General features: G+C 62.6%; 21 protein-coding genes. 11 read left to right on the forward strand and 10 right to left on the reverse strand.

From position 1 onward, the window contains the following. Nucleotides 1-51 precede the first annotated feature (51 nt). The 6 genes from J2W49_RS06065 to gntR all read right to left on the reverse strand — a co-directional run bounded on the left by J2W49_RS06065 (nucleotide 52) and on the right by gntR (nucleotide 6,491). Nucleotides 52-786, reverse strand: a complete 735-nt coding sequence (locus J2W49_RS06065; protein WP_310312975.1) for an SDR family oxidoreductase — start codon at nucleotides 784-786, stop codon at nucleotides 52-54. A gap of 34 nt (nucleotides 787-820) precedes the next feature. After that, nucleotides 821-1,876: an ABC transporter ATP-binding protein gene (locus J2W49_RS06070; protein WP_310312977.1), complete on the reverse strand. Its 1,056-nt coding sequence runs from the start codon at nucleotides 1,874-1,876 to the stop codon at nucleotides 821-823. Nucleotides 1,877-2,019: 143 nt separating this feature from the next. Next, nucleotides 2,020-2,847 (reverse strand): carbohydrate ABC transporter permease, encoded by an 828-nt coding sequence (locus J2W49_RS06075; RefSeq protein ID WP_310312979.1) that lies wholly within the window; start codon nucleotides 2,845-2,847, stop codon nucleotides 2,020-2,022. Nucleotides 2,848-3,013: 166 nt separating this feature from the next. After that, complete coding sequence (locus J2W49_RS06080) at nucleotides 3,014-3,874, reverse strand: carbohydrate ABC transporter permease (RefSeq protein ID WP_310312983.1); 861 nt, start codon at nucleotides 3,872-3,874, stop codon at nucleotides 3,014-3,016. 95 nt (nucleotides 3,875-3,969) lie between these two features. Then, entirely contained in the window at nucleotides 3,970-5,277 is a 1,308-nt protein-coding gene (locus J2W49_RS06085) for an ABC transporter substrate-binding protein (protein WP_405000994.1), read from the reverse strand. Between the two features lie 188 nt (nucleotides 5,278-5,465). Beyond that, the gene (gene gntR, locus J2W49_RS06090; RefSeq protein WP_310312986.1) at nucleotides 5,466-6,491 is read right to left on the reverse strand and encodes an HTH-type transcriptional regulator GntR; all 1,026 of its coding nucleotides are present in this window, start codon (nucleotides 6,489-6,491) and stop codon (nucleotides 5,466-5,468) included. A gap of 157 nt (nucleotides 6,492-6,648) precedes the next feature. On the opposite strand from gntR, the gene J2W49_RS06095 reads away from it, so the two are divergent. Genes J2W49_RS06095 through J2W49_RS06110 form a run of 4 tightly spaced genes read left to right on the forward strand, consistent with a single transcriptional unit; the run spans nucleotide 6,649 to nucleotide 10,041 of the window. After that, nucleotides 6,649-7,191 (forward strand): gluconokinase, encoded by a 543-nt coding sequence (locus J2W49_RS06095; protein ID WP_310312989.1) that lies wholly within the window; start codon nucleotides 6,649-6,651, stop codon nucleotides 7,189-7,191. Next, nucleotides 7,188-7,691 (forward strand): TRAP transporter small permease, encoded by a 504-nt coding sequence (locus J2W49_RS06100; protein WP_310312992.1) that lies wholly within the window; start codon nucleotides 7,188-7,190, stop codon nucleotides 7,689-7,691. The genes J2W49_RS06095 and J2W49_RS06100 overlap by 4 nt, the downstream gene beginning before the upstream one ends. Further along, nucleotides 7,688-8,965, forward strand: a complete 1,278-nt coding sequence (locus tag J2W49_RS06105) for a TRAP transporter large permease (protein WP_310312995.1) — start codon at nucleotides 7,688-7,690, stop codon at nucleotides 8,963-8,965. Before J2W49_RS06100 ends, J2W49_RS06105 begins: the two co-directional genes overlap by 4 nt. A gap of 59 nt (nucleotides 8,966-9,024) precedes the next feature. Then, the gene (locus J2W49_RS06110; protein WP_310312996.1) at nucleotides 9,025-10,041 is read left to right on the forward strand and encodes a TRAP transporter substrate-binding protein; all 1,017 of its coding nucleotides are present in this window, start codon (nucleotides 9,025-9,027) and stop codon (nucleotides 10,039-10,041) included. 96 nt (nucleotides 10,042-10,137) lie between these two features. On the opposite strand, the gene J2W49_RS06115 is transcribed toward J2W49_RS06110, so the two are convergent. After that, entirely contained in the window at nucleotides 10,138-10,896 is a 759-nt protein-coding gene (locus tag J2W49_RS06115; protein WP_310312999.1) for a 3-hydroxyacyl-CoA dehydrogenase, read from the reverse strand. Nucleotides 10,897-11,057: 161 nt separating this feature from the next. Between J2W49_RS06115 and ppk2 the strand changes: the two genes are divergently transcribed. Next, nucleotides 11,058-11,975, forward strand: coding sequence for a polyphosphate kinase 2 (gene ppk2, locus J2W49_RS06120; protein WP_310313002.1), 918 nt, complete (start codon nucleotides 11,058-11,060; stop codon nucleotides 11,973-11,975). A gap of 243 nt (nucleotides 11,976-12,218) precedes the next feature. Here ppk2 and J2W49_RS06125 read toward each other — a convergent pair whose 3' ends face one another. Further along, nucleotides 12,219-13,229, reverse strand: a complete 1,011-nt coding sequence (locus J2W49_RS06125) for an extracellular solute-binding protein (protein ID WP_310313785.1) — start codon at nucleotides 13,227-13,229, stop codon at nucleotides 12,219-12,221. A gap of 440 nt (nucleotides 13,230-13,669) precedes the next feature. Continuing rightward, on the reverse strand, nucleotides 13,670-14,212 hold the full coding sequence (locus tag J2W49_RS06130; RefSeq protein WP_310313005.1) for a phasin family protein: 543 nt from the start codon (nucleotides 14,210-14,212) through the stop codon (nucleotides 13,670-13,672). A 262-nt stretch (nucleotides 14,213-14,474) separates the two neighbouring features. On the opposite strand from J2W49_RS06130, the gene J2W49_RS06135 reads away from it, so the two are divergent. Genes J2W49_RS06135 through J2W49_RS06145 form a run of 3 tightly spaced genes read left to right on the forward strand, consistent with a single transcriptional unit; the run spans nucleotide 14,475 to nucleotide 16,647 of the window. Further along, nucleotides 14,475-15,476, forward strand: a complete 1,002-nt coding sequence (locus tag J2W49_RS06135; protein WP_310313788.1) for a histone deacetylase family protein — start codon at nucleotides 14,475-14,477, stop codon at nucleotides 15,474-15,476. Further along, nucleotides 15,473-15,922, forward strand: a complete 450-nt coding sequence (locus J2W49_RS06140) for an acyl-CoA thioesterase (RefSeq protein WP_310313008.1) — start codon at nucleotides 15,473-15,475, stop codon at nucleotides 15,920-15,922. The genes J2W49_RS06135 and J2W49_RS06140 overlap by 4 nt, the downstream gene beginning before the upstream one ends. After that, nucleotides 15,919-16,647: a nitroreductase gene (locus J2W49_RS06145; protein ID WP_310313011.1), complete on the forward strand. Its 729-nt coding sequence runs from the start codon at nucleotides 15,919-15,921 to the stop codon at nucleotides 16,645-16,647. Before J2W49_RS06140 ends, J2W49_RS06145 begins: the two co-directional genes overlap by 4 nt. 213 nt (nucleotides 16,648-16,860) lie before the next feature. On the opposite strand, the gene J2W49_RS06150 is transcribed toward J2W49_RS06145, so the two are convergent. Beyond that, entirely contained in the window at nucleotides 16,861-17,667 is an 807-nt protein-coding gene (locus J2W49_RS06150; protein ID WP_310313014.1) for a hypothetical protein, read from the reverse strand. Nucleotides 17,668-17,854: 187 nt separating this feature from the next. Between J2W49_RS06150 and J2W49_RS06155 the strand changes: the two genes are divergently transcribed. The 3 genes from J2W49_RS06155 to J2W49_RS06165 all read left to right on the forward strand — a co-directional run bounded on the left by J2W49_RS06155 (nucleotide 17,855) and on the right by J2W49_RS06165 (nucleotide 20,638). After that, nucleotides 17,855-18,202: an FKBP-type peptidyl-prolyl cis-trans isomerase gene (locus tag J2W49_RS06155; protein ID WP_310313017.1), complete on the forward strand. Its 348-nt coding sequence runs from the start codon at nucleotides 17,855-17,857 to the stop codon at nucleotides 18,200-18,202. After that, on the forward strand, nucleotides 18,202-19,200 hold the full coding sequence (locus J2W49_RS06160) for a 2-hydroxyacid dehydrogenase (RefSeq protein ID WP_310313020.1): 999 nt from the start codon (nucleotides 18,202-18,204) through the stop codon (nucleotides 19,198-19,200). Before J2W49_RS06155 ends, J2W49_RS06160 begins: the two co-directional genes overlap by 1 nt. Nucleotides 19,201-19,261: 61 nt before the next feature. Continuing rightward, nucleotides 19,262-20,638, forward strand: coding sequence for a DNA recombination protein RmuC (locus tag J2W49_RS06165; protein ID WP_310313023.1), 1,377 nt, complete (start codon nucleotides 19,262-19,264; stop codon nucleotides 20,636-20,638). Nucleotides 20,639-20,645 lie beyond the last annotated feature (7 nt).

Genomic DNA, 20,645 nt, shown 5'->3' on the forward strand with positions numbered 1-20,645 from the left:
ACCCTTGGGGCAGGGTGTCGAGAGACGGAATGGTGAGATGGGTGGGAGCGGTCAGAGATCGAACTGGGTGGGCATCATCACGATGTCGCGAATCGTCACGCCGCGCGGACGCGTGAGCATGAAGAGCACGACCTCGGCCACTTCAGACGCCTCGATCAGGCTGCCGCTGGCCTTGGCCTCCTGCAACTTGTCGGCGGGCCAGTCGGCCAGCAATGATGTGATCACCGGTCCCGGTGAGATCGCGCCCACCCGGATGCCGTGTTTGAAGACCTGCCTGCGCACGGTCTGCACAAAACAGTTGATGGCCCACTTGGACGAGGCGTAGACAGGCTCCCAAGGTGTGGGAAAGTGGGCGGCCAGCGAGCTGGTGACGATGATGTCGCCGCTGCCGCGTTCGATCATGTGCGGCAGCACGCCACGCACGTTCTTCATGACCACATTGATGTTCAGCTGGAGCATGCGGTCGATGGCATCGTCGCTGGCGTCAACGAGGTTCCCTCCCACGTAGAGGCCCGCGTTGGCGTGAAACACATCGAGCCTCCCCGCTTGCGCGAGCACACGCTCCGGCATGCCTGCGCACTGCCCGGTGTCCAGCAAATCCAGCACCAGGGGTTGGGCGGCGGGTCCCAGGGACGCGCAGGCCCTGGCCAACGCGGCTTCATCGCGGTCGATCAATACGACCTGCGCGCCGGCCTTCACCATCGCATGGGCGCTCGCGAAACCAATGCCCGACGCCGCGCCCGTGATGGCTGCCACCTGGCCGGCAAGTGCTTGTGCTTGGCTCATGGTTTGAGTGAATGACAAAGGTGAGAGCGCCAGGTCACGCCGTTGCTGCGCTGTTCACCCGACCGACCACGCGTCCCGTGGTGTCGAACCAGTGGGCCAGCGAGGTGTCAATGTCCAGGCTCACGGCTTCGCCTGCGTGCAGCTGGGTGCGCTCGTTCTGGCGCGCAACAAACTGCGCGCCGCTGGGTGTGCTCACGTAGATGAGCGTCTCCGCGCCCAGGGCCTCGACCAGGTCCACGGTGCCGGTGACCGGTGTGTGCCCCGTGGCTTGCACGGTCACGCTTTCGGGCCGCAGGCCGATCGCGCCACCCACGGCATCTGCCGGGGCCTGGTGCTGCACCAGCGGAGGCAACTGGTTCAATGGCACGACGTTCATCTGCGGCGTGCCGATGAACTGCGCGACGAACTGATTGGCGGGCCGGTCGTACAGCTCCAGGGGCGTGCCTACCTGTTCAATGACGCCGTCGCGCAGCACCACCACGCGGTCTGCCAGGGTCATGGCCTCGACCTGGTCGTGGGTCACGTAGATGGTGGTGGCGCCCAGGTCGCGGTGCAGCTTGGCAATCTCCACCCGGGTCTGGCCGCGCAGCGCCGCATCCAGGTTGGACAGCGGCTCGTCAAACAGGAACACCTTGGGCGCACGCACGATGGCGCGACCAATGGCCACACGCTGGCGCTGCCCCCCTGAGAGTTCCTTGGGCGTACGCTGCAAATAGGTCGTGAGGTTCAGGATGCGCGCGGCGTTCTGTACCTTTTCCTCAATCACCTTGGCATCGACCTTGGCCAACTTGAGCGCAAAACTCATGTTCTCGTACACGCTCATGTGCGGGTACAGCGCATAGCTCTGGAACACCATGGCCAGATCGCGCTTGCTCGAGGGCAGGTGCGTGATGTTCTTGCCGTCCAGCGTGAGCTGGCCACCGTCAATGCGCTCCAGCCCGGCGATCAGGCGCAGCAGCGTCGACTTGCCACAGCCCGACGGACCCACGAAAACGACGAACTCCCCTTGCTGGATGTCCAGATCAATGCCCTTGATGGCGCGGTGCTCACCGAAGAATTTTTCGATGCCTTTGAGTTGCAGGTAGGCCACTGGAATGTCTCCTCAGATGTTCGATGCCGCAGATGCGTTGCGAGCGAAGGTGTCTTGTTCAAGGCGACCGCGGAACCGGCTTTGCCGGGCCGCCAGTCGCGCCCCCCAGTGGGGGGTGGCGCCGAAGGCGACGCGGGGGGCGTTCATTTCACCGCGCCGAAGGTCAGACCCTGGACGAGTTGCTTTTGGCTGAACCAGCCAAAAACCACGATGGGCGCAATGGCCATCAGCGAGGCGGCTGACAGCTTGGCCCAGAACAGGCCTTCAGGGCTGGAGTAGCTGGCGATCAGCGTGGCCAGGGTGCCTCCCTTGGCGGCTGTGAGGTTGAGACTCCAGAAGGCTTCGTTCCAGCTCAGCACCAGACACAGCAGCCCGGTGGACGCCAGGCCACCCATGCCCAGCGGCAGCAGCACTTTGGTGGCTTCCTGCCAGAGCGTTGCGCCATCCATGCGCGCGGCCTCCAGGATCTCGTTCGGGATTTCCTTGAAGGATGAATACAGCATCCAGACCATGATGGGCAGGTTGGACAGCGTAAACACGATGATCAGTGCGAGCTGGGTGTCCAGCAGGTGGCTCTTCTGCGCGATCACGTAGATCGGCACCAGGGCGCCCACGGCCGGCATCATCTTGGTCGACAGCATCCACATCAGGATGTCCTTGTCGCGCTTGCCTTTGTGAAAGGCCATGGCATAGGCTGCCGGCGCAGCAATGGCCAGGCCCAGCAGGGTGGACACCACGCTGGTGACCACCGAGTTCCAGGCGTAGTGCAGGTAGTCGCTGCGCTCCTGCACCTCGTGGAAGTTCTCCAGCGTGGGGCTGAAGAACAGCTCGGGCGGCACGGCGATGGCCTGCAGTTCGGTCTTGAATGCGGTGAGCAGCAGCCAGCCCAGCGGAAAGAACAGCAACAGGGCCACGGCCCAGGCGGCGACGGTGCGCACGGCAAATGCGGGTGTATAGATGGATGCTCTCATCAGGTGAATTCCAGGACAGAGGGGGAGTCAGCCAGGGCTCCGTGGAACCGGCTTTGCCGGGCCACCAGAGCCGCCCCCTGGGGGGTCGCGCGGAGCGCGGCGGGGGGAGCCAGTACTTCCGCCCCCTTGAGGGGGGCGCGCGAAGCGCGGCGGGGGTGTTTCATAGTCACTTGTCCAGGTTTTTGCCAACCATGCGGATCAGGAAGATGGCAGCGATGTTGGCCATCACGATGGCGAACAGGGCGCCAGCCGAAGCGACACCGGCATCAAAATTCAGCAGCGCCTGCTTGAAGATCAGGAAGGCCACGTTGGTGCTGGCATCACCCGGGCCACCCGCGGTGGTGGTGTAGATCTCGGCGAACACGCTGAGCAGGAAGATCAGCTCGATCATCACCACCACGGCCACGGAGCGACCCAGGTGCGGGATGTAGAGGTAGCGCAGCTGCTGGCCGTAAGTGGCGCCGTCCATGCGGGCGGCTTCAAGCTGTTCACGGTCCATGCTCTGCAACGCCGTCATGAAGATCAGCGTGGCAAACGGCAGCCACTGCCACGACACCATGACGATGATGGAAAACAGCGGGTGATCGGTGAGCCAGTCAACCGGTGTGGCGCCGAAGAACAGCCACACCTGCGCCAGCACGCCATAGATGGGGTTCATCATCATGTTTTTCCACATCAGGGCATTGACCGTGGGCATGACGAAGAAGGGCGAAATCAGCAACACGCGCACCAAGCCGCGGCCGGCAAAGGGCTCGTTGATCAGCAATGCGATCGCCACCCCGAAGACCACGGTGATCAGGATCACGCTGCCCAGCAGCAGCACCGTGTTCCCAATGGCGGTGGCGAACGACGGATCGGTGACGAAGTATTCGAAGTTTTCCAGGCCGATGAAACCGGTCTGGTCGGGCTGCAGCAGGTTGTAGCGGATGAGGCTGAAATAGATCGTCATCACCAGCGGCACGATCATCCACAGGAAGAGCGTGGCCACGGCTGGCGTGAGCAGCAGTCGGGGAAGCAGACGGTTCATGGGGGCTTTGGAGATGACAAAAGCGTGTGTACGGAGCACGAGTACCAAACTCCCTCCCCCAGCGGGGGAGGGAGCACAAAGCACCCGGCGACAGCCTACTTGTAATACCCGGCTTTCTTCATCTCACGCTCGGCCGCCGTCTGGCTGGCCTTGAGCGCTGCATCGACCGAAGTCTTGCCTGACAGTGCGGCGCTCATCTGCTGCCCAACCGCGATGCCGATGGACTGGAACTCCGGAATCGCTGCGAACTGAACCCCTACGTACGGGCTCTTGGGCAGGGTGGAATCGGTCGGGTTGGCGCTGTCGATGGCCATCTTCTCGGCCGCAGCAAAGCGCGCTGCCTTCTGGAATTCGGGCGACGCGTACGTGCTGGCCCGGGTGCCGGTGGGCACGTTGGCCCAGCCATTGGTCTTGGCCACGAGCTGGATGTAGTCCTTGCTGGTGGCCCAGGTCACGAACTTCTGGGCGGCATCGACCTTTTTCGAGCCAGCGGGAATCGCCAAATTCCAGGACCACAACCAGTTGGCACCCTTGGGCGTGACAGCGGTGGGCGCCTGGGCGAAGGCCATCTGGTCAGCCACCTTGGACTGCTTGGGGTCGCTGACGAACGAAGCAGCGATGGTGGCGTCGATCCACATGCCGCATTTGCCCGAGTTGGTCAGCGCCAGGATTTCGTTGAAACTGTTGGCGGCCGATCCCGGTGGGCCGTAGTTCTTGAGCAGGTCCACATAGAAGTTGATCGCGTCTTTCCAGGGTTTGGATTCCAGTTGCGGCTTCCATTCCATGTCGAACCACTGGCCCCCATGGGTGTTGACCAGGGTCGTCAGGAAAGCCATGTTGTCACCCCAGCCCGGTTTGCCGCGCAGGCAGATGCCGTACACGCCGTTCTTGGGGTCGTGAATCTTGGCCGCCAAGTCTTTCACTTCGGTCCAGGTCGGGCGCTCGGCTACTTTTACACCGGCCTTGTCGGCCAGGTCCTTGCGGTACATCAGCATGGAGCTTTCGCCGTAGAACGGTGCGGCAAACAATTTGCCGTCCACGGTCAGGCCGTTTCGCACGGCGGGAAGCAAGTCGTCCACGTCATAGGCGCCGTCGGTCTTGAGCTCCTGCAGCCAGCCGCGTTTGCCCCAGATCGGCGCTTCGTACATGCCGATGGTCATGATGTCGAACTGACCGCCTTTGGTGGCAATGTCTGTGGTGACGCGTTGGCGCAGAACGCCTTCCTCCAGCGTGACCCACTTCAGTTTGATGTCGGGGTTGGCGGCCTCGAAGCTCTTGCTGAGCTTCTGCATCTCGATCATGTGGCCGTTGTTCACGGTGGCAATCACGAGTTCGGTGTTGGCGTGTGCCAGGCCGGTGCTCAGCAACGCAGCGGTCAGGACAGAAGCAAGGCGGAATTTCACAGTTGTCTCCTGGAAGGATGGGCGGAAGTTCTGGTCAACGGTTTTCGGTGAACCGTGGAAGAATTCTCGGCCGACGCTCAGGCGCGGTTTGTACGCAAAAGAGACGAATTTGTACTCTCTTGCGTTTGATGGCTGGGATTTACCCTGATTTGTGGCGCAAAGTTTCAGAAAGCGCCGCTGCCGTGGGGTCAGGTGCTGGCGCGCACCATGAGCTCGAAGCCGAGATCGGTCGAGTTGTGAGTCGGTGTTTCGCCGCGCATCAGACTCAGCAGCATTTGTGCGCTGGCCACCCCCATCGCGCTGCGGGGCGTGCGAACGGTGGTCAGCGGCGGCACCATCAGGTCGCTGCCGGAGAGATCGTTGAAGCCCGCGATGGCGATCTGCCCCGGGACATCGATGCGCAAGCGAAGGGCCGTGAGCAGCCCGCCTTGTGCCAGGTCGTCGTTGCAGAAAAACACGGCGTCCACGTCGGGGCGGGTGCGCAGCAGGTCTTCAAACAGCTCACCGCCCAGGCGCATGGACGAAGGCTGCGGGCTGAGAAGCTCCAGCCGCGGATCGTAGAGCCCATGCTCGCGCAGGCAGGCACGGTAACCTTCTGCGCGCTGCATGGTGCGAGGGTCCAGTTGCGCTGCCACGAAGGCGATGCGTTTTCTGCCGCGCGCCACCAGGTGTTCGGTCAGGTCGTGGCCCGCGTCATGTTGGGAGAATCCCACGCAATAGACGCCGCTGGCCTGTGTCAGCTCCATCAGGTGCACACAGGGCACACCGCTTTTCGCGACCAACTGTCTGGCAGCCTCTGTGCGGTCGAAGCCGGTCAGCAACAGCCCGGCGGGGCGGTGGGCCAGGTACGAACTCAGCAACTGCTCTTCCTGATCCGGGTCGTAGTGCGTGACGCCGATCAGGGTTTGGAACCCGTGCGGCTGAAGCGTCCGGTGCACGGCCTCCAGCACGTCCACGAACAGCGCATTTGACAGCAGCGGCACCAGCACCGGTACTTGTGCGCTGCGTTGAGAAGCCAGCGCGCGCGCTGCGGGGTCGGGCACGTACCCGAGATTCTTGGCCGCCAATTTGACCCTTTCCACGAGGCCGGCCGCCACGCCGCGCTCGCCGCGCAGTGCGCGTGAAGCGGTGATGGGGCTGACTTCGGCCGCTTTGGCCACGTCTGAGAGGGTGACGCGACCACTGGGGCGGCGCCTGCGTTCGGGTGTTTTCAAGGGTTTTCCCTGATGAAGGTGGGATGCGTTTTGCGTAGGATAGCGCTATCCATGAAGGCTCACAAGCCTTCTGATTCTCCACAGGATCCGTTGTCGAAGGCACGCGTTGCCCCTCCCGGATCCTGATTTTTTCCCTTTTTGGGATAGCGCTACCATAATGACAACATCATCCGAAAAGGCCTTTTTGGTGATCATGGGCGTCGCCGGCTGCGGCAAGTCCAGCCTCGGGTCACGGTGCGCCCAGGCGCTCGGTGTTCCTTTGCTGGAAGGCGATGATTTCCACTCCGCACAGAGTGTCAAAAAAATGCGGAGCGGTGTGCCTTTGACCGATGCCGACCGCCATTCGTGGCTGGACGTGCTGGCCAAAGAGCTTCAACTGCGCCTGTCGACCGGCTGTGTGCTGACCTGTTCCGCGCTCAGACAGCGCTACCGTGATCATCTGAGGCAGGCGGTGCCCGGACTTCGATTCGTCTTTCTGGCTCTGACACCCGCCCAGGCCCGCGAACGCGTGGCTGCGAGACCCGCCCATCTGTTTCCCGTGAGTCTGGTGGCCAGCCAGTTCGAAGCGCTGGAGGACCCCTGCAGCGAGCCTGGCGTGCTTAGCCTGGACGCCACCGCTTCGCTCGAATCACTGGAAGCGGACGTGGTGCGGTGGGTCCGGGTGGGTGAGCCGGACGGGCCGGTGGAGGTGGCACCATGAATCTCGCGAAAACCCTGCGTCATCTGGTGGAAGCCCTCATGGCGATGTGCATGACCGGCATGGTCCTGGCCGTGTTCGGCAACGTGTTGCTGCGCTACTTCTTGGGCACAGGCTGGGTGGTGTCGGAAGAGCTTTCGCGTCTGCTGTTCGTCTGGCTGGTGTGCCTGTCGGCCACCCTGGCCTTCGGTGAGGGCAAACACCTGGGCTTCGATCTGCTCACGGCGCGCATGAGTGGCACGAAGGCGACCGTGCTGCGCTGGCTGTCGCGCGGGCTGATCGCGCTGGCGCTGTGGTACCTCGTCCGCGGCTCCTGGGAACAGGTACTGGTGGGCATGGACAGCCGCAGCCCGGTCATGAACTACCCGCTGGCGCTGGGCGCCGCCGGTACGCTGGTCATGGGTGTGTGCATGGCGGTGCTGCTGCTGTTGCAGAGCTGGCAGGACCTGCGAGGCGACGGCCCTGGCGAGCAGGCAGCCGAGCCGGGGAGGGCGCAACCATGACCATTGCCATTTTCCTGCTGGTGTTGTTTGCAACCATGACGGTGGGCGTGCCCATTGCCTTCGCGCTCATGCTGACCGCCTTGGCGCTCATGGTGCACCTGGACTTTTTCGATGCCCAGTTGCTGGCGCAGAACGTGCAGGCCGGGTTCGACAGCTTCCCCTTGCTGGCGGTGCCCTTCTTCATTCTTGCGGGAGAGCTGATGAACGCCGGTGGGCTGAGCCGCCGCATCATCGATCTGGCCCGTTCCATGGTGGGGCACATTCCCGGTGGTCTGGGCTATGTGGTCATAGGCGCTTCGCTGATGCTGGCATCCATGAGCGGATCGGCCATTGCTGACACCGCTGCCCTGGCCACGCTGCTGCTGCCGATGATGCGCAAGCAGAACTACCCAGCCGGCCCCAGCGCAGGCCTCATCGCATCGGGCGGCATCATCGCGCCCATCGTGCCGCCGTCCATGCCCATGGTGATCTATGGGGTGACCACGAACACGTCGATCAGCAAGCTGTTTCTGGCCGGCATCGTCCCAGGGATCATCATGGCCATCGGCCTGGTGCTGGTCTGGCGCGGCATTGCGCGTGGCAAGGATCTGCCGGTGGCAGAGAAGACCAGTTGGGTCGAGCGCCGCAAAGTGCTCAGCGGCAGTGCCTGGGCGCTGATGATGCCGGTGATCATCATCGGGGGCCTGCGTTTTGGCTTCTTCACACCCACCGAAGCGGCGGTGGTGGCGGCCATGTACGCGCTGCTGGTGGCCACGCTGATCTATCGCGAGCTCAACCTGCAGCGGCTCTACCGTGTGCTGGTGGATGCCTCCCGCACCACCGGTATCGTGATGTTCCTTTGTGGAGCAGCCACCGCCGCCAGCTACATGATCACGCTGGCCGATCTGCCCAGCCAGCTGGCCCAGAACATGGGCCCGCTGTTGCAGAGCCCCATGCTGTTCATGGCCGTGGTCTGCCTGTTCCTGCTGGCCGTGGGCATGGTCATGGACCTCACACCCACCATCCTGATCCTGGCCCCGGTGCTCGCGCCACTGGCCGCCAAGGCCGGCATCGATCCGGTGTACTTCGGCTTTGTCTTCATCTTTGTGGGCTGCCTGGGTCTGCTCACACCACCGGTGGGCACGGTGCTCAATGTGGTGGCCGGCGTGGGTGGCCTGCGCATGGAGCCTGTCATCAAGGGCGTGACCCCTTTTCTGCTGGTGTATTTCGCCATGCTGGTCCTGCTGATTCTTTTCCCCGCCATCGTTCTGTGGCCTCTCAAGCTGATGTTTTGACACATCGCATTTTTCTTTCCCTCGCGGCACTCGCCGATTCCACCCCAAGGAGATAAACCATGAAGATCCGACAACTCACCATCGCCGCCGCTGTGGCGCTGGCCACGCTGGGCACAGGCCTGGCCCAGGCGCAAGACATCAAGAACCGCCTGATCCGCTTCGGCTACGGCTTGAACGAAGTGTCCAACCAGGGGCGCGCCGCCAAGGTGTTCGCCGACGAGGTGGAAAAGGCCTCGGGTGGCAAGATGAAGATCCGCGCCATTGGCGCCGCCGCACTGGGCTCCGACGTTCAGATGCAGCAGGCCTTGATTGGCGGCGCACAGGAAATGATGGTGGGTTCCACCGCCACCCTGGTGGGCATCACCAAGGAAATGGCCATCTGGGACACGCCTTTCCTGTTCAACAATGGCAAAGAGGCTGACGCCGTGCTGGACGGCCCGGTGGGGCAGAAGGTGATGGACAAGCTCCAGGAAAAAGGCCTGGTGGGCCTGGTCTACTGGGAAAACGGCTTCCGCAACCTCACCAACAACAAGCGCGCGGTGACCAAGCTCGAAGACATGGAGGGCATCAAGCTGCGCGTGATGCAGAACAACGTCTTCATCGACAGCTTCAAGACGCTGGGCGCCAATGCCGTACCGCTTCCATTCTCCGAGCTGTTCACCGCGCTGGAGACCAAGACGGTGGATGGCCAGGAGAACCCGTACAACACTATTCTGTCCAGCAAGTTCTACGAGGTGCAGAAGTACCTCACGGTGACCAACCACGTTTACAGCCCCTGGATCGTCCTGGTCAGCAAGAAGTACTGGGACGGCCTGAGCAAGGATGAGCAGAAGGTGCTGCTCGATGCTGCGAAAAAGAGTCGCGATTTCGAACGCAAAGACACGCGGGCTGAAGCCGACAAGGCGCTGGCCGATCTGCGCGCAAAGGGCATGCAGGTCAACGAACTTTCGTCTGCCGAGGCAGGCCGCATGCGCGACAAGTTGAGCGCGATCAACACCTCCATCGCTGCCAACGTGGGTGAGTCGCTGTGGAAAGAGGTGCAGGACGCTGTGGCGCAGGCGCGCACGGCCAAGTGAGTCAGTAGCGCTGACGAGGCGCGCTCAAAAAAGCCGGCCCACAGGCCGGCTTTTTTTATGGTGCTGCAGGCAGCAGCGAGCCAGGCAGGGCAGGCTTCAGCGTGGCGCGAGACGGATTGCTCCATCCAGTCGGATCACTTCGCCGTTGAGCATGTCGTTTTCGATGATGTGCTTTGCCAGCTTGGCGTAGTCGGCCGGCGTGCCCAGGCGGCTGGGGAAGGGGACGCTGGCTGCCAGGGCATCCTGCACTTCCTGCGGCATGCCGAACAGCATGGGTGTGCCGAAGATGCCGGGAGCAATGGTCATGTTGCGGATGCCGTTGCGCGCCAGGTCGCGGGCGATCGGAAGCGTCATGCCCACCACACCGCCCTTGGATGCCGCGTAGGCCGCTTGGCCAATCTGGCCGTCGTAAGCCGCCACGCTGGCGGTGCTGATCATCACGCCACGCTCACCGGTGGTTTCGGGCTCGTTCTTGCACATGGCGTCTGCCGCCAGGCGGATCATGTTGAAGGTGCCCACCAGGTTGACCATGATGGTCTTGGAATACACAGCGAGGCTGTGCGGTCCGTTTTTGCCGACGGTCTTTTCAGCGGGCGCAATGCCAGCGCAATTGACCAGGCCCATGAGTTTGCCCATCGAAGTGGCCTGTGCCACCACCGCCTGCCCATCTGCCTCGTTGCTGACATCGCATTTGACGAAAACACCACCGATGTCCTTCGCAACAGCCAGTCCTTTGTCTTCCTGCATGTCGGCAATCACCACCTTGCCGCCGTTGGCGGCCAGCATGCGGGCCGTGCCTTCGCCCAGACCAGATGCGCCGCCGGTGACGATGAATACCTTGCCTTGAATTTCCATGGTTTGCTCCTCGGGAGGATTTGACGTTAACGTAAACGTCAATTATGAACCAGGGCAATCACGGTGCCAGCTGTCACAGCCGTGGCACGTGATTTTCACGAGTTTGTCATGTGAGGTGGGTAGCCTGATCCGATTTTCCGATTCCGGAATGGAGTGATTTCATGATCGACAATCAGGACGAGCTGCTGCGCCGCATTCACAACGATTTGATGGACGGCTATGACGAAGAGATCGAGATGGAAATCGAAGATCGCCACGTCGACGAGTTGTCCCAGGGTTTGGACCCTTTGACTCTCGCGAGCCAGAAGGAGAGCCGTCGCGTCTACTTCCGGGAGCTGTTTCGCCTGCAGGCCGAACTGGTGAAATTGCAGGACTGGGTGGTGGCCACCGGGCACAAGGTGGTGATCGTGTTCGAAGGACGCGACGCCGCAGGCAAGGGCGGCGTGATCAAGCGCATCACCCAGCGTTTGAACCCGCGGGTTTGCCGCGTGGTCGCACTGCCGGCACCGAATGATCGCGAACGCACGCAGTGGTATTTCCAGCGCTACGTACCCCACCTGCCGGCGGGCGGCGAAATCGTGTTGTTCGATCGCAGCTGGTACAACCGTGCCGGCGTGGAAAAGGTGATGGGCTTTTGTACCGATGAGCAGTACGAAGCGTTTTTTCGTGATGTGCCCGAGTTCGAAAAAATGCTCACGCGCTCAGGCATCCAGCTGATCAAGTACTGGTTTTCGATTTCGGACGAGGAGCAGGAGCTGCGCTTCCTGGGCCGCATTCACGACCCATTGAAACAGTGGAAACTCAGCCCGATGGATCTGGAATCGCGCCGCCGCTGGGAGCTCTACACCAAGGCCAAGGAGGTGATGATCGCCCGCACACACATCCCGGAATCCCCCTGGTGGGTGGTCCCGGCTGATGACAAGAAAAAAGCGCGACTCAATTGCATTGCGCACCTGCTGTCGCAGATGAAATACAGCGAAGTGGAACGCCCCCCAATCACCTTGCCCGAGCGCGTGCGCCACGAAGGCTATCGCCGCCACCAGGTGCCGGGCGAGATCTACGTACCGCAGGTCTATTGAACACCTCCGCAGGGGCTAGGCCCACCCCTGCCGCGCTGAGCGCGCCCCCCTCAAGGGGGCGATGCGAGTGGCCCGGCAAAGCCGGTTCCACCGCATCTCTGGATAAAGGCATTTCGCGCCGGAGAGGGGTAAGAGGAGTGAGGAGGAGTCCAGTCAAGTGGCATCGCGGAACCGGCTTTGCCGGGCCGCTGATGCCGCCCCCTTGAGGGGGTGACGCGCCGCAGGCGCGGCGCGGGGGTGGGCTTACTTGTACCCGACACGATCCAGCATCTGCTGGACCTTGGTCAGATTCTTGGCAACCACGCCGAGAGGAATGGTCTCGGCCTTGAAGCTATCGCCGCCCATGGCCTTGATGGCCGGGTTGTTGACCTTCACGCCCTTGGCTGCAGGGAACTCGTTGTTGCCGTTGGCGAAGTAGTCCTGTGCAAAGGGGCTGGCCAGGAATTCCATGAAGGCGATGGCGCTCTCAGGGTTCTTGGCGTGCTTGGCCACGCCGGCGCCAGCGATGTTGACGTGCGTGCCGCTGGTGCCCTGGTTGGGAAACACCACGCGCACCTTTTCCATCACGGCGCGGTCTTCGGGTTTGCTGGATTTCAGCAACCGTGCCACGTAGTAGCTGTTGGTCACGGCCACACCGCATTCGCCAGACGCCACGGCCTTGATCTGGTCGGTGTCGCCGCCCTTGGGCGCGCGCGCCATGTTGGCGACCACGCCCTTGAGCCAGGCTTCGCCCTTTGCATCTCCCAGGCGTTCGACCACAGTGGCAAACAGCGACAGGTTGTAGGGGTGGGAGCCGCTGCGGGTGCACACCATGCCCTTGAGGGCGGGATCGGCGAGCTGTTCGTAGGTGGCCACGGCTTCAGGCTTGACGCGAAGCGGGTCGTAAACAATGACACGTGCGCGGGTGGAGAAGCCTGTCCATGTGACCCCGCCTTCACCGGCGTCAGCGCGCAGGTTGGCAGGAATCGCTGCATCGAGCTTGGCTGATTTGATCGGCTGGAAGAGTCCGTCGCTGTCGGCCGAAGCCAGGCGGGCGGCATCCACGAGCAGGATCACATCAGCAGGCGACGCTGCGCCTTCGGCGCGCAAGCGGGCAAGAATGCCGGCGTCGTCCGCATCGACCCGGTTGATCTTGATACCCGTGGTTTTGGTGAATGTGTCGTACATCACTTCGTCGGTCTGGTAGTGACGCGCTGAATAGAGATTGAGCACCTTCTCTTGGGCCTGCGCTGGCAGGCACAGGGCGGTGGCCATCGCGGCGATGGCCAGGGGGAGCTTGGCGAAAGAAGTCACTTGGGGCCTTTCTTTGAGTCGGAAAAACGGAATGCCAGCGTCACTTGCACGGTGCATGTCGTCTCGGACGGCGTGTGCACTGGTTCAGTTGTGAATGCTATCAGAAACACGAATGGTTATTAGTAAGCATTGAGAACTTGAAGCCGGTGGATTCACTGCGGTAGGGCTCTCATGCATGGCCGCAGGAGGACGCGCGCATAAAAAAAGCCCCCACCTTGCAGTGAGGGCTTAAGGGGTCCGATGAAACCGAATTTCGAAAAGGACCCGAGGAGACAACCAGAAAAAACGGGCAATTGCGAAAGAGCCGCCTTTGCAGGGCTGCGTGAATCGCACAGTGTCTCAATTGTGGGCGGTCTGACAAAAGTCAAGTCGCCCGATCAACCGTGCAATCCTGGTTCAGTTCAGCGCTTTTTGGCAGTGGCCTTGGTGGCGTTCACAGCTTGGGTGGTCACGGTGTTGAAATTGGCTTCGGCCATTTCGGTGGCTTGCTTGACAGCTTTCTGCACCGATTCCAGAGCGTTGTTGCTGGCAGAGATGGCGCTTTTCATCACGGCCACGGCGGTCTCGGAACCGGCAGGGGCGTTCTTGGCTGCATTGTCAACGAAGGCGTTGAACTTCTTCTGCGCGTCAGCTGCTTGGGCTTCAGCGGCCTTGCCGAATTCGGTGCCGGTGCCAGAAGCGATGTCGTACAGATGACGGCTGTAGGCCACGGTCTTTTCAGCCAGGGGCTGGAACAGGCTGGCCTGCAGGGTCAGCAGTTCCTGAGCGTCCTTGACGCTGAGCAACGCCTGTGTGCTGTTGGCAGACTCGGAGAGGGCAGCCTTGGTGGCTTGCACGTTGAGTTCAACCAGCTTTTCCACGCCTTCGAAAGCTTTGTTGGTCAAGGCGAAAAGGGTTTCAATGTTGGCTTTCTGGGCGGCGACGATTTGTTCAGCGGTCAGCATGTTCATACTCCTGAGGTGGATGACGGGGGTCGGATGACGGGGTCAGTTGAGGGCTGCTATGGAACACCGCGCTGTCTGGACGCTGTTGTTTTCGTTCGATTTGCTGCACTGCAACATGGTTTGAATTATAGGCAGTTGTGCGGAGTGTGCAAGTCCTAATTGTTGCAATGCAGCATATTAGATGGCAGCTTCTAAAACCCCACCATGGCGACTGGTGGTCGTGCGCAGCCACAATCCTCACCTCGTTTCACCCAGGTCTTCCGTGCACGCCTACTACGCCGACCATTTCGTATTGCCGCTGCCAAGCGGGCACCGCTTCCCCATGGCCAAATACGCCCGGTTGCGAGAGCGATTGGCCGTCGAGTTGCCGCAGGTGCAGATGCATGAGGCCATGCCGGCCAGCGATGGCGAGTTGGCGCTGGCCCACACGCCCGACTACATCGCCGCCGTGACCGCTGGCACCCTTTCGCCCGCAGCGCTGCGCGAGATCGGTTTTCCCTGGAGCCCTGCCATGGCCGAGCGCGCCCGACGGTCCGTCGGTGCCACGCTGCAGGCTTGCCGCACGGCAATGAGTGGGGCGGGCGTGTCGGCCAATCTGGCCGGTGGCACGCACCATGCCTATGCCGACAAGGGCGGTGGTTTCTGCGTGTTCAACGATGCCGCCGTGGCCGCCAGGTTGATGCAGGCCGAGCATGCGCGCGTGGCTCGCTCCAGCGGACCACTGCTTGTGGCCATCATTGATCTGGATGTGCACCAGGGCAATGGCACTGCGCGCATCTTCGAACGCGACGCCTCGGTGTTCACGCTGTCGATGCACGGGGCGAAGAATTTTCCCTTTCGCAAGGAGTCCAGCGATCTGGATATCGATCTGCCAGACGGCTGCGGAGACGCCGCCTATCTGGAGGCTCTGGAGCACGCGCTCGATGAGCTGGATAGGCGCTTCATCCCCGGACTGGTGATCTACCTTGCAGGGGCCGATCCGCACGAAGGCGATCGACTGGGGCGGCTGAAGCTCAGCTTCGATGGACTGGAGGCCCGCGACAGGCGCGTGATGGACTGGGCTTGGCAGCGCCGCGTGCCTCTGGCGTTTGCCATGGCGGGAGGCTACGGCGCCGACATGGAGACCACCTTGCAGGTGCAGATGCACACCTACCGCACGGCACTTGAATACGACCAGCGTTGGCAAGCCTTGGTACCGTGCTCATCCATGGCCGCTGCTGCGACAGGCATGGGTGCACCTCGCTGGCAAAATGCCGCTGCATGAGTACAGACAGCCGACCTTCCCGCGCCGAGCCGCAGCCCCGCAGTGCCTACCGCGTGTTCCGTCCCATCGGCACACGATGGGCTGACAACGATGTGTATGGTCACGTCAACAACGTGGTGTACTACAGCTGGTTCGACACCGCCGTCAATGCCTACCTGATCGAGCAGGGGGCGTTGGATATCCATGCGGGTGCGGTCATTGGCCTCGTGATCGAGACCCAGTGCAATTACTTTGCTCCTCTGGCTTTCCCGCAAACGGTAGAAGCAGGACTGCGGGTGGCGCATCTGGGCAACTCCAGCGTTCGTTACGAAGTCGGTCTGTTCGCTCCAGGCCATCAAGCGGCGGCGGCATGCGGCCATTTTGTCCACGTCTATGTAGACCGCGAAACCCGCCGGCCCGTCTCATTGCCCGCGCCACTGAAATCGACCCTGGAGACCCTTCTATGAGCCACAACCCCACGCCATCTGCGTCCGTGATCAGTGCCCAAGCGGTTGATGCTGCCATCACCAGCCGAATGTCTGTGCGAGCCTTTCTGCCGCAAGGGGTGGAACGCGAGGTGATCGAACACATCCTGGAGGTCGCGAGTCGCGCACCTTCCGGTACCAATACACAGCCCTGGAAGGTCTACGTGTTGCAGGGCGCCAGCCGTGATGCCCTTGTTCAGAAGGTGTGTGCCGCGCACGATGCCTTGCGCGCCGACCCGTCGCTGGCCAGCGAGTACCGGGAGGCCTACGACTACTACCCTGAAAAATGGGTCAGCCCCTACATCGACCGCCGGCGCGAAAACGGCTGGAGCCTGTACGGCCTGCTGGGCATCACGAAGGGCGACAAGGACAAGATGCATGCACAGCACCAGCGCAACTTCCGGTTCTTTGACGCACCGGTGGGACTGATGTTCACACTCGATCAGGTCATGGGACGGGGCTCGCTCGTGGACTACGGCATGTTTCTGCAGAACATCATGATCGCAGCCCGGGGCCGCGGTCTGCACACCTGCCCACAGGCGGCCTGGAACGGTTTCGCCAAGATCATCCTGCCGCATATAGGCGCAGGTGAGCAGGAGATGCTGGTCTGCGGCATGTCATTGGGCTATGCCGACCCTGAAGACAAGGTCAACGACTTCCACACGCCGCGCGAGCCGGTCGCGTCTTTCACGCACTGGTGTGGATGAAACACCCCCGCGCCGCGCTTTCAGCGCGTCACCCCCTCAAGGGGGCACACCTTTGGACCGGCAAAGCCGGATCCTGGGTGTTGCTGCAATGGGGCACTTCGCTCCGGAGAGTACACCCCCGCGTCGCTTCGCGGCGAACGGTTGATGCTTCACCGGGCCGGATCAATAAGCTGAGCGCTGCGAGGCCAATCCGGATCGCGCCTGGGTCTTGGCTCAGTACGGATCCGGCGCAAAGCCTGGTCGAGCGCCCGGGAATGGGTTGGGGTGGTGGTCAAAGCGGGGGCGTCTGCGGGGCGGCGGGGCGATGCCCCTGGCCACGAGATTGGCGTGGCTGTCGTAGCGGATCAGGGTGATCTCATCGGGTCGCTGGCTGCGCCTGACGAAATCGGTGGAGCTCACGCGATCCCGCTCACGCTCGCCATGACCGGTGCCCAGTTGCGGCCCTGTTCCCCAGGGGATGGACTTGCCCTGGGCTTCTGGCGCCGAACGCCCCTGAGCCTGCGGCACATCGCCGTAGTGCCCCCAGGGCGGTCGAGGCGTCGGCCTGGCTGCTTTTTCCCGGAACACCGCCACGCCGATCACACCGACATCGTCGGGACGCCCGGTGCGAGCGGCATACGATCGCGGCAAATCAGTGAAACGGAAGACCGCCACCTCACGGTGGCTCTTGCGCCATCCGGTGACCTCGTAGCGCTGCCCCGGCGCCAGCGCGTAGCCCGACTGGTGGAACGCGGCGGTCTCACCGGTGATCACGTTGACACCGTCGACCGAAACCACCGCCAACAAGCGTTCGCCACTCTCATTGAACAGCTCCACGGCATAGCGAGCGCCGGGCTCACCAGGGAGCCACAGTTCGCCCCGGTGCGGGTACAGGGGCAGGACCCGGTTGCGGTCGCGGTCAATCACACGCACGTTGGCGAGGCTGCCCAGCGCCTGGGCGGGAAGGGCGCTCAGCAACGCAGCGCCGGTGAGCGCTCCGAGTGCCATGCGGCGGGTCAGCAACAAGCTGGGTGTTTCCATGAGAAATCTCCAAAGAGAGTGGATGCGGAGACCACAGTAGATCTTGCGCACATCAACCCCATGTGACTCGTTTGCAAAGCGCCGGTAAACGGTGCTGCCGGCTGTATCGAACGCCGTGCCGGCGAGGGATTTTTCGGGCGGGGATAATCGGGTTTTGCCTATTTCATTTCCAACCCGAGGACACACCATGATCACCACCCCCAGCGGCCTGCAATACGAAGACACCGTGGTCGGCAATGGCGAAGTTGCGCAAGCCGGTCGCCCGGTCCAGGTGCACTACACCGGCTGGCTCTACACCAATGGCGTTCAGGGCGCCAAGTTCGATTCGAGCAAAGACCGCGGCCAGCCCTTCGAGTTTCCCCTGGGTGCGGGGCACGTCATCAAGGGTTGGGACGAAGGTGTGCAAGGCATGGCCGTGGGCGGTACGCGCCGGCTCGTGATCCCGGCAGAACTGGGCTACGGTGCCCGGGGTGCGGGCGGCGTGATCCCGCCCAATGCCACACTGCTGTTTGAAGTCGATTTGCTGGCGGTCTGATGGCTTTTGAGACGGGGAGCCGTCCGGGCATCTTCATCGCCCGCAAGGTGTTTCCTGAAGTGGTCGCCCGGCTCGGTGAGCACTTCGATGTCGAGATGAACGACACCGACCACGTGCTGTCACCCGAGCAACTGGCCCAGCGCCTGCAGGGAAGGGTGGGCGTGCTCACCACCGGCAGTGAGCGGGTGGATGCGGCATTGTTGGCCGCTTGCCCCGAGCTGAAGATCGTGGCCAATATCGCGGTCGGTTACAACAACTTCGACATGGCGGCGATCAACGCAGCTGGCGTGCTGGCCACTAACACACCAGACGTGCTGACCGAGACCACCGCTGATTTCGGCTTTGCGTTGTTGATGGCCACGGCTCGGCGCCTGACCGAAAGCGAACACTTTCTGCGAGCCGGGCAATGGAACCGCTGGAGCCTGGACATGTTTGCGGGCGCCGAAGTGCATGGCAGCACGCTGGGCATTCTGGGCATGGGCCGCATCGGGCAGGCCATTGCTCGTCGTGGCGCACACGGCTTTGGCATGAACGTGATCTATCACAACCGCTCGCGACTGGATGGCGCCCTTGAAGCCGAATGCAAGGCGCGCTATGTGGACAAGGCGGAACTGCTCAGGTGTGCCGATCACCTGATGCTGGTACTGCCCTACAGCCCTGAGTCTCACCACAGCATCGGTGCAGCCGAGATCGCCCAGATGAAGCCCAGCGCCACACTGATCAACATCGCACGCGGCGGCATTGTGGACGACGCTGCCCTGGCGCATGCCCTGCGTGAAAAGCGCATTGCCGCAGCCGGGCTGGATGTGTTCGAAGGCGAACCCAAGGTGCATCCCGACCTGCTCACCGTGCCCAACGTGGTGCTCACGCCCCACATCGCCAGCGCCACCCTGGGCACCCGCATGGCCATGGCCATGCTGGCTGCCGACAACGTCATTGCCTACCTGACCCAGGGCAAGGCACTCACCCCGCTGAACCCCGAGGTGACGCGCGAATGAGCGCCGCCCGGCCGTTCCGAAGGCGCTCAGCCCCGCAGTGCGCAGCACGGAGGGTAGTCCGGTGAGTGTCGAGACCTTGAGCTGGGTGCTGCTGGCGTTGCTGGTCTGCAATCTCCTGATCGGGATCTGGCTGGTGGTGCGCCCACGTCCTGTGGATGCTGACGAGCAAGCACACCGCGCGCATTTGCTGGGACACACCCAGGCCATTGGCCAGCGCGTGGAGCGGGTGGAAAGCGAATTGCGACGAGAGATGGGTGATAACGCGCGCAGCGCCCGGCAGGAGATCCAGCAGACGCTGGCCACCTTTCAGGAAACGCTGTCCCGGCAAGAGGCCGAAGCCACGCGCACCCAGAACGCCCAGCTTGACGGCTTTGCCCAGCAACTGATGCAGTTGCGGGGCACGCTGGGCGATACGCTCACCCGGCAGTTGCAGGACATGAGCGAAGGCAATGCCCGGCGCCTGACCGAGATCCGCACCACGCTGGATGGCCAACTCACCCAGTTGCAGCAAAGCAATGCCGCCAAACTGGACGAAATGCGAGCCACGGTGGACGAGAAGCTGCAGAGCACACTTCAGGCGCGCCTGGGCGAGAGCTTCAAGCAGGTGGCCGACCGCCTGGAGGCGGTGCACAAAGGATTGGGTGAAATGCAGACTCTGGCGCAGGGCGTGGGCGATCTCAAGCACCTGCTGACCAATGTCAAGACGCGTGGCATGTTTGGCGAGGCGCAACTCGCCGCCTTGCTGGAACAGGTGTTTGCGCCCGATCAGTACGCCACACAGGTGATGACCAAACCGGACAGCCGGTTCGCGGTCGACTTCGCCATCAAGTTGCCGGGACGGGGCGACGACGGCGCGCCGTGCTGGCTGCCGATCGACGCAAAATTTCCCAATGAAGACTACGAGCGCCTGCTCGATGCACAACAGCGAGCGGACGCCGAAGGTGCCGAACTGGCGGGCCGAGGGCTGGAGCAACGCATCAGGCTGGAAGCCCGGTCGATGGCGGACAAGTATCTGGCGCCACCCCACACCACCGACTTCGCGATCCTGTTCCTGCCCACTGAGGGGCTGTACGCAGAAGTGCTGCGCCGCCCTGGGTTGATGGAGGTCTTGCAGCGCGAACACCGCGTCACGCTGGCCGGGCCAACCACGCTCATGGCCATGCTCAACTCCCTCCAGATGGGCTTTCGCACGCTGGCGCTGGAGAAGCGTTCCAGTGAGGTCTGGCAGGTGTTGGGCGCGGTCAAGACCGAATTCGGCAAATTCGGTGATGTGCTCGCCAGGGTCAAAAGCCAGACCCAGACGGTGCTCAACACGCTGGACAGTGCGGAAACCCGCAGTCGCGCAATGGGTCGGGCACTCAAGACGGTGGAGGCCTTGCCGCAAGAGCAGGCCAGTGCGCTGCTGCCTCTGGACCCCAACGACGCCGGAGAAACTTGAACCCCAA

The sequence above is a fragment of the Hydrogenophaga palleronii genome, assembly GCF_031457455.1.
Classification (GTDB): domain Bacteria; phylum Pseudomonadota; class Gammaproteobacteria; order Burkholderiales; family Burkholderiaceae_C; genus Hydrogenophaga; species Hydrogenophaga palleronii_A.